This window comes from Pantoea sp. BS_8 (assembly GCF_041954965.1).
Classification (GTDB): Bacteria; Pseudomonadota; Gammaproteobacteria; order Enterobacterales; family Enterobacteriaceae; genus Pantoea; species Pantoea stewartii.
Genome location: NZ_JAVAXU010000001.1, coordinates 456,585 through 467,576 on the forward strand (window position 1 = coordinate 456,585; position 10,992 = coordinate 467,576).

Here is a 10,992-nt window from a genome sequence, read left to right on the forward strand (position 1 = left end):
ATCAAATTGTGTTTTCAGCATCGTGTCGGGCTTCTGCGGCGCGTTTTGCCGCCAGCGCTTCGGCAATCGCATTGACTCGCGGGCTGTTAAGTTGATAGAAAAAAAGCAGAAGCAGCATGGCGATAAACAGCACGCCGGGGATGATGTTATGCATCAGGTTGATGGTGGTAATGACCTGGGGTGACTGTGCAGCGACGCCGGGTTGGTAGTGCACCAGACCGAGGATCCAGCCCACGACGGCACCGCCCATGGCCAGGCCAAATTTGATGGCAAATAAGGCGGTCGAGAAAACCAGGCCGTCGAGACGTCTGCCGCTGCGATGTTCTTCATAATCCACGACGTCAGAAAACATATTCCATTGAACAGGCGTGGTCAGATTCTGAACAAAGCCAAAAACAATATTTAACCCAATGATTAACCAGACCTGGGACGGTGGAATTAAATAAATGACCGTCAGAAAGAAAACAAAACTGACAAGACAGACCTGATAAGCACGAATGCGGTCGAATTTTCCTAATATACGTTCTGATAAAAATGCACCGCATAATGCGGCTATCATGCCCGTCACAATAAAAGTAAAGACCAGGTCAGGTCGCCGTAAGACATAATTCATGTAATACAGGGTCGATGAGCCGCGCGTCACGACGGCGGTCAGGAGCAGGATGTTAAAAATAATAATGATGCGCCACTGATTGTTTTTAGCGAGCAGCTTGAGATCCGACCACATTGACCCCGCTGTATCGTTGTGGGGTAAATAACGCTCACGCGTCATAAAGAAGCAGCAGTAGATTAACACCACGCCCAGAAATCCCATCAGGCCCATGGCGTAAAGGTAACCCTTTGCCTTGTCTCCCTGCCCCAGCCATTCGACCAGCGGCAGGCCGATCACCGTGACCACCAGTCCGCCGATAAACGCACAGGCAAACCGCCAGGATTGCAGCGAATGGCGCTCGCGTGGATCCAGGGTCAAGGCTCCGGGCATCGCGCAGTAAGGCACATTGACAGCAGAATAAATAAAACTGAGAATTGCATAGGTGACGCAGGCATAGACAATTTTGGCGGTCGGGCCTGCATCCGGCACGTAAAAGGTGATCAGGCAACTGACGCCGAACGGAATCGCGAACCACATGAGCCACGGGCGAAAACGGCCATGACGGGTTCGGGTACGATCGACCAGTGCCCCAATACAGGGATCGACAAACGCATCGGCCAGGCGCACCACTAAAAACATGGTGCCCATAATCGCGGCCGGTAAGCCGAACACATCCGTGTAAAAATAGGCCAGAAATAAGGTGGCGGTTTGCCATACCATCGAACTGGCGGCATCACCGATGCCGTAACCCAGTTTTTCTTTCGTTTTAAGCTCAGAGGATATAGTCATTATAATTCGCCTTATAATTCGGTAATTACCTGTCTTAATCAGCTATCCCTGGCCCACGCGCAGGCAGGCCCGGCTCAAGTATTAGTAAACTGCGCCAGGTCAACAATTACCGAAATTAACAGCCAAATTATGATTTTTAGTTTTTTCTGTGGTTTGTGATACAGGACATATTGATTACTCTCTAATATAAAATTTTACGCGAACCGGGGATGAAAAATAGCGATGTGCATCTGGCATTAATCTGTTAAAAGCCCCTTTAGCACAAACCGACTGGGAAAATATGCATTTTTGAAATAGTATTGTTTAGTTACTATTTGTATTGTGTTCTGCCGCGTTATGACAAATAATATCCCTTCAGGGACAGTTTTACCGCTTGAGACGCTTTATCCTGCCCATTGACAGACAGAAAACGACGCCATTCGCTCGAATAATGGTTAATTAACTGAACGTCATAGTGAAAAGCTTGTAAAATCAGTGCAGGATAACCGCGAGGGCCGCAGTAACTTTTAAGAGGAAATGGAATGCTTGAACTGTTTGACGTCAGTTACGAAGAACTGCAAACCACCCGTTCAGAAGAACTTTATAAACTTCGCAAGAAAACATTTAGCGATCGTCTGGGATGGGAAGTCATTTGCAGTCAGGGAATGGAGTCCGATGAATTTGATGGGCCCGGTACACGTTATATTCTGGGAATCTGCGAAGGACAATTAGTGTGCAGCGTACGTTTTACCAGCCTCGATCGTCCCAACATGATCACGCACACTTTTCAGCACTGCTTCAGTGATGTCACCCTGCCCGCCTATGGTACCGAATCCAGCCGTTTTTTTGTCGACAAAGCCCGCGCACGTGCGCTGTTAGGTGAGCACTACCCTATCAGCCAGGTCCTGTTTTTAGCGATGGTGAACTGGGCGCAAAATAATGCCTACGGCAATATCTATACGATTGTCAGCCGCGCGATGTTGAAAATTCTCACTCGCTCTGGCTGGCAAATCAAAGTCATTAAAGAGGCTTTCCTGACCGAAAAGGAACGTATCTATTTGCTGACGCTGCCAGCAGGTCAGGATGACAAGCAGCAACTCGGTGGTGATGTGGTGTCACGTACGGGCTGTCCGCCCGTCGCAGTCACTACCTGGCCGCTGACGCTGCCGGTCTGATAAGATCCAGTTCTACACCCAGTCTGATAGCCTGTCGGGCGTTACTGACGCCCAGTTTCACAACCACATTCTTGATGTGAAACTTCACGGTACTCACAGAAATGCCCGTAATAGCGGCTATCTCAGCATAGGTTTTGCCCATACTCGCCCAGTACAACACCTCATTTTCACGCGAGGAAAATATCGTTTTGTCCGCGCTCTGATTTAACGCCGGGGCTCGCTCGCCTTCGGTACCGGCCAGGCGGTACATCTGCTCGTTAAAATCAATCAGCAGCATCTGCATCGTGCCCTGTTCGGCAGCAAGGCGTTGCTCCAGCGCAGCCTGATCGTTGCCTTTAATGATCACGGACAACAGAGCAAGGTTGTTCATGTGGTCGTGCAGGACATAGGTAAAGCCGTTAACAATGTTGTATTGCTTGGATAAAGAGAAAATTTTGGTGAACCGCAGGTCGGACATCAGCGTAATATTCTCATCCCAGGCAAACGGCGAGGTGCGTTTAAAGGCCGTGAGAATAACCGGATCGGTCAGCTGAAAGTTGTTAGCGCGGTATAACCTAATCCATTCGTCAGGATAACTGGAAATAATCAGAACATTTGAAGGATTTTTTTTGCTCACAACAGTGTAAGCGTAATCCGGACTACCCAGCGGAGATAACTTTCTCTGTATGTAAGTCTGAAGCGTATCCGTTATTGTTTGATTTTCAAGGAAAAAAGAAAACATTCAGGCTCCATGCTGCTTCTTTTACTTAACGTGGACTTAACCTGCACTATAGTACAGGTAAGATGATACTTAAGAGTAACTTACAATGAATCATTCAGAGGTTACAATGGCTTCAGTTGTTTAGCGGTAAAAAAAAACCTGACCTGTACGGCCAGGTCGCTAAAACAGCCAACACCAGGGAAAACGTCCGGCCAGACGTCACAAAATATAAAGTGATGCTGGCCGGGACACTCATAGTAACATCTTTGAAACATTTGTACAAACATTCACGGTTACTCAATCTGCAGCAATTCTCCCCCTTAATGACTGTTAATACAATCTCTTATTTTCTCCCGTAATAACTGCTAGTTTCTCAGCCACTTAGGCGCTATTCCCCTTTCGTGCACGCCCTCTCTGTTTCCTGTCAGGCTGGTCTGCGCCCCTGAATGCGGCCCCGCTGGCCCTATATTCCACTATTTCCGCTGCGCTTATCGGTAAATTCAGGGGATTTAAAACGTCTTTTTGCCGTTTTTTTAACTGCCTGAGCGCAAATAATAAGCATTTGAATGTGACAAAAATCACATCTGTGCCAGGCTTAAGTTCTCTGACACGACTGTTTAAGGAGCTTACGCATGACAACGTCAAATAAGGCTATTCTCGATCCCGATCGTTTCCCGAAGCCGCCGTTCAGACAGCAGCCGCAGCAGGCACCCGGCCTGGCGAGCGAAATGGACCCGCCACCCGACCACGGTGAAACCAGCTATCGTGGTCACGGTCGTCTGACTGGCCGTAAAGCCCTGATCACAGGGGGAGATTCCGGTATCGGTCGCGCTGTGGCCATCGCCTATGCACGTGAAGGTGCCGATGTGGCAATTAACTATTTGCCAGAAGAAGAGTCCGATGCGGCTGAAGTGATTAAACTGATTGAAGCCGAAGGCCGTAAAGCCGTGGCCATTCCCGGCGATCTGCGCTCAGAAGCCTTTTGCCAGAAACTGGTGAATGAAGCCGCCGACAAACTGGGCGGACTGGATATTCTGGTCAATAATGCCGGACGCCAGCAGTTTAATGAATCCATTCGTACGCTGAGCACCGAAGATTTCGATGCCACCTTTAAAACGAATGTTTACGCGCCCTTCTGGTTAACAAAAGCGGCGCTGGCTCACCTGCCGCGCGGTGCAGCGATTATTAATACCTCATCTGTGCAGGCGTTTAAACCCAGCGATATCCTGCTGGATTATGCGCAGACCAAAGCCTGTAATGTAGCCTTTACCAAAGCGCTGGCAAAACAGCTGGGGCCGGAAGGCATCCGCGTGAATGCCGTTGCGCCAGGTCCGTACTGGACACCGCTGCAGCCCAGTGGCGGCCAGCCGCAGGAAAAAGTGGAACAGTTTGGTGCTGATGCGCCGCTGGGCCGTCCCGGTCAACCGGTTGAAATCGCACCGCTCTATGTCACTCTGGCTTCCGATGAGTGCAGTTTTGCCTCCGGTCAGGTGTGGTGTTCAGACGGCGGTACAGGCACAGTGTAACGCATCGATCTCCGTCGATATGATGGCCGCCCTGTGCGGCCATTTTTAGTTCAGTCCGATGCCAGCATAGCCATGATGGCAACCGCCGCGTTGATACGCTCCGGATTGGGATAGTTTTTATTGGCCAGCAGGATTACCCCGCTGTTTTGTTGCGGGACGAACGCGATATAGGCACCAAAGCCCTTTGTGGAGCCGGTTTTGTGCACCCAACTGGCGCGATCCATGGGTTGAGCCGGGCTCAGAATGGTCGCGGGCTGTGTGGACAGCGCGGCCTGAGTGTCACTGGCGGCAACGATCGTCTGGCTGTCAATGGGCCAGGGGTAAATTTCCCACCCCAGCCCCTGATACAGTTCACCTGCGCGCAGGTAACGAGATTGCGCGGTCAGAATGCCATTGCGCAATGACGTATTCCCGGACGACAACCCATTGGGATTCGCATTGGCCTGCATAAAAGCCATCATGTCGCGCGCGGTGGACTTCACGCCGCTGGTCTCTGCTGACAGCATACCCGGCGAGACGCGTACCGGTTTACCGTCCTGATAACCCCAGGCGTAATCAAACATCATCGACGGGGGCACCGTATAAAAGGTGCGTGTCAGCCGCAACGGCGTGATAACGTCCTTTTGCATCGCCTCCTCAAATTCCCCCTTCACCATCAAATAGCCCAGCAGACCAATACTGACATGAGAATAGTGACGCTGTGTACCCGGCGCGGCGTCCGGTTGCCACTGCTGCGCGTAAGCCAGTAGTTCATCCTGACTGGTTACCTCATCGGGCAGATGTAACGGCAGTCCGCCTGCGCTGTAGGTGGCAAGATGGACCATCCGTCGGCTTTGCCACTGCGGGCCGTTTAACGCGGGCCAGTAGCGGGAGACCGGATCGTTCAGACGCAGCGCACCGTTACGAATCAGCACGCCCGCCAGCACGCCCGTGAATGTCTTACTGACGGACCCCAGTTCGAACAGCGTATTTTCTGTCACCCGGCGTTCGCTCGCGGTATCGGCCACACCAAAGTTAATGTACTGAGGGCGACCTTTATAGAGCACGCCGACCGACATGCCGGGAATGCCCTGCTGCGCCATCAGCGGATCAATCACGCTTTTCACCCGTTCGGCGATGGTCTGAGACGACAAGTCAGCCGCCTGGGCGCTGGCGGTAAACGCAATCAGTAATGCAGTGAGAAAAGATTTCATCAGTACTCATTCAGGTGACAGGTTATTGACACTGTGCCGCACAGGATTGCACACAGAGCTGTGCCTGAGTACTGCAGTCACTTGAGTTTCGCGTATTACAATGAGATTGCTCAACATAACAGCGAGTCTGACAGCTGGAGAGATCACATTTCGCCGCGACGGGCGTGAGTTGCGGCAACGGTGTGCGAGGGGGAAACGTGTGAGCGGGCTGCGCCAGGGCGCTGCTGCCCATGAAGCAGGTCAGCAGCAGAGCATACAAGTTTTTCATAACCGATCTCCAGAGATATGCGTCAGACAAGTATGATGACTCTGACGCATAACGTCTGGTAAATCTTGCTAAATTGAGAGCGCGGGCGGATGTTCCACGGCCTGGACCACGCCACGGCGATAAATATCGTTCAGTCTGGCGCAATACTGACGCGGATCGTGCTGCTGCTTGATGCGCAGAATCGCGCCCTCGCCTTTTTCCGTTAACTGCTGTGGCTGCGCAAGAATGTCCAGCAGGGTTGTCTTAATGCCGTCTATTAATGCCCGACGTAGCCGGTGTTTCTCGGCTTCGCTGTTGACCTGATATTCGCGGTCATCGTTGAGTTCGCCATCAATCAGCCAACCGGCGGTAGGCGGATTAATTTCAGGCAACGCACGAACGTTACTGGTCAATACCGGACAGCCGCTGGCCTGCATTTCCAGTACGGAAAACCCGTAGGTTTCCTGCCAGGTCGGCAGCAACCCCACATCGCTTTGCTGGAACAACTGCATCAGTTCACGATTATCCTTGCGGGAATGGTGCGTGAAGCAGGCATGGCGCGTGATGCGATCTTCAATGTCCCGATAAAACGCGTCGTTATCCTGGAAAGCGCGATGGGCAACATTATGACGTTTCGTCAGTTCACCAATCAACTGAACGTCGAGTTGGCCAGCATCAATCTGTCCCGTCTCAATCAGTTCACTGATGGCCAGCACGACTTCTGCGCCGCCTTTACGGTAAAACTCGTTGCCAACGAACACCAGGCGGAGTTTATCGCTTTGCCGTGGGCGCTTCTGTTGCGTAAACAGGGTTTGCGGTGGATGCATCACCAACGTTTTTGCGCGAATTTTCGCGGCGACATCGGGTTTAAACAGCTTCATCTGAATATGCAAGGTGGCATCGGAAATGGCGATCAGGCCAAAACAGTTATCCTTGAGCAAATACGGAATCAGTTGTTTGAGTTCAGGATTATTCTGCTTGGCGACGCCCGCTACAGGCAGAACACGCGGCAGCTCAGTCTCGAAGGTCGCGACCCAGTTCATGGGCGTAATGGCGACTTCATTAAACAGATGCAGGATATCGGGCTTCTCCCCCATTGCGAAGGGCACGGGGACAAACACAAAGCGTTTATTCTTCTTGAGTAAACGTGTACGCAGCGGATTGAGGAAATAAAACAGGTTGCGCTTTTTCAGGTTGATGTAGTGATTGTCCGGATTCACCAGGATATTGCGCTGCTCCGGATAGTGCGTATTGCTGATGCCAATTTTCATGAAAGATTCCGAAGTCGTTGTCATAGGGCGTGATCTATATCACGCTCTGAATTGCATGTTTCATAGGCAACATCTTAAAAGCGCGTGGTTTATGTGGTTTACAGAATATTCCTGCACTGGTACGGTGCGGCCTTTTGCACGGTTTGCGTGCAGGCTGAAAAGATTATTCCTCAATATCAGCGAGTTGCATCCTGTTCATGCGGGTTGCCGCCTTTTCATCGCCTGGAACAAAAATTGCAAGATATGACGCAATGCAAAGGAGAGAACATATGAAAGCGATCGTTATCGGTGGCGGAATGGGCGGCATGACGGCGGCCCTCGCGCTGGAGCAACAGGGTTTCCAGACGGAAGTCTATGAGGCGGTAAAAACCATTCGGCCCGTCGGCGCTGCGATTTCGGTCTGGCCAAATGGCGTGAAATGCCTGAATTCGCTGGGCCTGAAAGACAAAGTCCGCGCGCTGGGCGGTAATATGGCCTTTATGGCCTATAAGGATGCATTGTCGGGTGAAACCCTGACACGGTTCAGTTTATCGCCGCTGGTGCAGCAGGTAGGTGAATTCCCCTATCCGATTGCCCGCGCCGAGTTGCAGGCCATGCTACTGGATGCCTACGGCCGCGACAGAGTGCATTTTGGTAAACGTATCGTGCAGGTGGAACAGCACGCCACGGGCGTTGTCGCCACCTTCGAAGACAACAGCCAGGCTGAAGGCGATTTTCTGGTCGCGGCAGACGGCACGCACTCTGTTGTGCGGGACTATGTGCTGGGGGAAAAGCTGCCACGCCGTTACGCGGGCTATGTGAACTGGAACGGTCTGGTGAACATTGATGAGTCCATCGCGCCTGCGGACCAGTGGACAACCTTTGTAGGGGATGGCAAGCGCGTATCGTTAATGCCGGTAAGCGGAAACCGCTTTTACTTTTTCTTTGATGTCCCGCTGCCTGCGGGGCTGGAACAGGACCGCACTACTGCACGTGACGATTTGCGCCGCTATTTCAGCGGCTGGGCAGCCCCGGTGCAAAAACTGATTGCGGCCATTGATGTGGACACCACCAACCGGGTTGAAATTCACGATATCGAGCCGTTTCAGCGCTTCGTGAAAGGCCGGGTGGTGCTGCTTGGCGATGCCGCGCACAGCACCACGCCGGATATTGGTCAGGGCGGCTGTGCCGCGATGGAAGATGCCATTGTACTGGCTTCAGCCCTGGCTGCGCATTCGCTTGGCATCGAAGATGCGCTGCTGCGTTATCAGGCGCGCCGCGTTGACCGTGTCAAAGACCTGGTTCTGAAAGCGCGCAAGCGTTGTGATATCACGCATGCAAAAGATCCGGTGATGACGTCGGAGTGGTATCAGTCATTAAGAAATGAAACCGGCGAGCGCGTACTGGCGGGCTTGTGCGAGACCATTGAAGGCGGTCCGCTGGGGTAAAAAAACAAAGGGCGGATTCTCCGCCCTTTGTTGCTCAGTCGGCCAGGCCGCGATTTTTTAACATCGGCTCAAGCTTCGGTTCGCCCCCGCGCCAGGCTTCATATAACGCTTTGAGATCACTGCTGTTGCCGCGAGACAGGATCTTCTGGCGGAAAATATCGCCATTTTTGCGCGTCAGTCCGCCGTTTTCGACGAACCACTGGTAGCCGTCATCCGCCAGCATCTGCGTCCAGATATAAGCGTAATAACCCGCGGCATAACCACCGCCCCAGATGTGCTGGAAATAGCTGGAGCGATAGCGCGGCGGGACGGCCGCCATATCGAGATCATCACTGCGCAGCGCCTGTTGCTCGAATCCGTCAACAGACTGTACCGGCTGACTGCCATCCAGGCTGTGCCAGTGTAGGTCCAGCAACGCGGCGGCCAGCAGCTCGCTCATCTCGTAGCCTTTATTAAACTTGCCCGCCCTGATGATTTTTTCATGCAGCTCGGCGGGCATCTGCTCACCCGTCTGGTGATGGCGGGCATAATGACGAAACACCTGTGGCTCGCTGGCCCAGTGCTCGTTGATTTGTGAAGGGAATTCAACAAAATCACGTGGCGTTGCTGTGCCGGACAGGCTGGGATAACGCTGGCTGGCAAACAGGCCGTGCAACGTATGCCCGAACTCATGAAACAGGGTTATCACCTCATCCCAGCTCAGGAGCGCGGGTTCCCCCTCCGCGGGTTGCGTGTAGTTGCAGACGTTGTAAATCACGGGTTTGCTGTCGAGGAGCGTGGACTGATTAACAAAGTTGCTCATCCAGGCGCCACCGCCTTTACTGTCGCGTTTGAAGAAGTCCGTGTAAAACAGCGCAAGCCCACTCCCGTCAGCATCGAAAATTTCGTACACCTGTACATCCGGATGGTAAACCGGCAGATCGTGACGTTGCGCGAACGTAATACCATAAAGCTGCGTGGCCGCCCAGAAAACGCCCTGTTCCAGGACCGTGTTGAGCTCAAAATAGGGCTTGATCTGATTCTCATCTAAATCGTACTGCGCTCGCCTGACCTGCTCGGCGTAGAAATTCCAGTCCCAGGCGCTGAGGGTAAAATCCCCCTGCTGCTTGTCGATCGTTTGCTGAATCGCCGCGGCTTCGCGTTCGGCCCTTGCCCGGGCGGCAGGCACAATATTACGCATAAACGCCAGAGCGGCCTCGGGCGTTTTGGCCATCTGATCCTGCAGTTGCCAGGTCGCAAAACTGGCGAATCCTAACAGCCTCGCCTGTTCGGCACGCACCTGTGACAGCCGAAGCACTAACTGTCGGGTATCGTTATCATCGTTTTTCTCACTGCGCGTCAGGGCCGCATGAAACAGGGCCTGGCGCGTTGCGCGCACCGTCAGCGATTGCAGCGCGGGCTGTTGCGTCGTGTTTTGCAGCACCAACAGCCACGCGTTTTCCAGACCGAGCGCCTTCGCGGCGGCCCTGGCGACGGCCAGATCGGACGCGCTCAGACCGGCTAACTGTTGCACATCCTCGACGACCAGACCGCCGGCCTTCGTGGCCGCCAGCAGCTTATTCGTGAACTGGGTACTGAGCCGCGCCGCCTCCTGATTCAGGGTTTTCAGTTGCTGTTTCTGCGTTTCGGGCAGATTGGCACCGGCAAGCTGAAAGCGCTGCCAGAGAATTTCTACCAGACGTCTGGATTCGGCATCCAGCTGGTTTCGTTGCACATAGACCTGATCGATGCGTGAAAACAGCGGACGATTCAGCATGATCTCATCATTAAGCGCGGTCAGTTGCGGCGTAATCTCTTCATCGATCTGTTGTAAATAGGGGCTGGTATTCGCCGAGGTCATGGCATTAAACACCAGGCTTACCCGGGTCAGCAGCTGGCCACTTTTCTCCAGCGCTTCACAGGTATTCTGGAACGTCGGGGCATCAGCGGATGTCGCAATGGCCAGGACTTCCTGACGTTTCTCTTCGATACCGGCCTGCAGCGCGGGCAAAAAGTCCGTTTCCTGAATCTGGTCAAACGGTGGCGTGTGATAAGGCAGACTGCTGACGCTAAAGAAAGGGTTTTGACGGGCGTTCATAGGCGCTCCTGATAGT

General features: G+C 53.0%; 8 protein-coding genes. 3 read left to right on the plus strand and 5 right to left on the minus strand.

Annotation, left to right across the window (positions count from 1 at the left end; genetic code table 11):
- Position 1 precedes the first annotated feature (1 nt).
- Positions 2–1,381 (minus strand): MFS transporter, encoded by a 1,380-nt coding sequence (locus RAC65_RS02110; protein ID WP_164481968.1) that lies wholly within the window; start codon positions 1,379–1,381, stop codon positions 2–4.
- 521 nt (positions 1,382–1,902) lie between these two features.
- Between RAC65_RS02110 and RAC65_RS02115 the strand changes: the two genes are divergently transcribed.
- Positions 1,903–2,535 carry an acyl-homoserine-lactone synthase gene (locus tag RAC65_RS02115; protein ID WP_006119202.1) on the plus strand — a complete coding sequence of 211 codons (633 nt, stop codon included), beginning with the start codon at positions 1,903–1,905 and terminating at the stop codon, positions 2,533–2,535.
- Here the strand turns inward: RAC65_RS02115 and RAC65_RS02120 are convergent.
- On the minus strand, positions 2,507–3,256 hold the full coding sequence (locus tag RAC65_RS02120; RefSeq protein ID WP_039340302.1) for a LuxR family transcriptional regulator: 750 nt from the start codon (positions 3,254–3,256) through the stop codon (positions 2,507–2,509). The two genes, RAC65_RS02115 and RAC65_RS02120, sit on opposite strands and share 29 nt — an antisense overlap.
- Positions 3,257–3,867: 611 nt before the next feature.
- On the opposite strand from RAC65_RS02120, the gene RAC65_RS02125 reads away from it, so the two are divergent.
- Entirely contained in the window at positions 3,868–4,761 is an 894-nt protein-coding gene (locus tag RAC65_RS02125) for an SDR family oxidoreductase (protein ID WP_033741719.1), read from the plus strand.
- Positions 4,762–4,811: 50 nt separating this feature from the next.
- On the opposite strand, the gene ampC is transcribed toward RAC65_RS02125, so the two are convergent.
- Together ampC and RAC65_RS02135 are read right to left on the minus strand one after the other, a co-directional pair.
- A complete protein-coding gene (gene ampC, locus RAC65_RS02130; RefSeq protein WP_375096309.1) occupies positions 4,812–5,954 on the minus strand; it encodes a class C beta-lactamase in 1,143 nt (380 codons plus the stop codon).
- Between the two features lie 336 nt (positions 5,955–6,290).
- Positions 6,291–7,472 carry a glycosyltransferase family 4 protein gene (locus tag RAC65_RS02135; RefSeq protein WP_375096310.1) on the minus strand — a complete coding sequence of 394 codons (1,182 nt, stop codon included), beginning with the start codon at positions 7,470–7,472 and terminating at the stop codon, positions 6,291–6,293.
- 269 nt (positions 7,473–7,741) lie between these two features.
- On the opposite strand from RAC65_RS02135, the gene hpxO reads away from it, so the two are divergent.
- Positions 7,742–8,899, plus strand: coding sequence for an FAD-dependent urate hydroxylase HpxO (gene hpxO / locus RAC65_RS02140; RefSeq protein WP_039340296.1), 1,158 nt, complete (start codon positions 7,742–7,744; stop codon positions 8,897–8,899).
- 34 nt (positions 8,900–8,933) lie between these two features.
- Here hpxO and dcp read toward each other — a convergent pair whose 3' ends face one another.
- Positions 8,934–10,976 carry a peptidyl-dipeptidase Dcp gene (gene dcp / locus RAC65_RS02145; RefSeq protein WP_375096311.1) on the minus strand — a complete coding sequence of 681 codons (2,043 nt, stop codon included), beginning with the start codon at positions 10,974–10,976 and terminating at the stop codon, positions 8,934–8,936.
- Positions 10,977–10,992 lie beyond the last annotated feature (16 nt).

Coding starts and splice junctions, on each gene's coding strand:
- RAC65_RS02110 (WP_164481968.1), bottom strand. CDS start 1,381: ATGACTATATCCTCTGAGCTTAAAACGAAAGAAAAACTGGGTTACGGC.
- RAC65_RS02115 (WP_006119202.1), top strand. CDS start 1,903: ATGCTTGAACTGTTTGACGTCAGTTACGAAGAACTGCAAACCACCCGT.
- RAC65_RS02120 (WP_039340302.1), bottom strand. CDS start 3,256: ATGTTTTCTTTTTTCCTTGAAAATCAAACAATAACGGATACGCTTCAG.
- RAC65_RS02125 (WP_033741719.1), top strand. CDS start 3,868: ATGACAACGTCAAATAAGGCTATTCTCGATCCCGATCGTTTCCCGAAG.
- ampC (WP_375096309.1), bottom strand. CDS start 5,954: ATGAAATCTTTTCTCACTGCATTACTGATTGCGTTTACCGCCAGCGCC.
- RAC65_RS02135 (WP_375096310.1), bottom strand. CDS start 7,472: ATGAAAATTGGCATCAGCAATACGCACTATCCGGAGCAGCGCAATATC.
- hpxO (WP_039340296.1), top strand. CDS start 7,742: ATGAAAGCGATCGTTATCGGTGGCGGAATGGGCGGCATGACGGCGGCC.
- dcp (WP_375096311.1), bottom strand. CDS start 10,976: ATGAACGCCCGTCAAAACCCTTTCTTTAGCGTCAGCAGTCTGCCTTAT.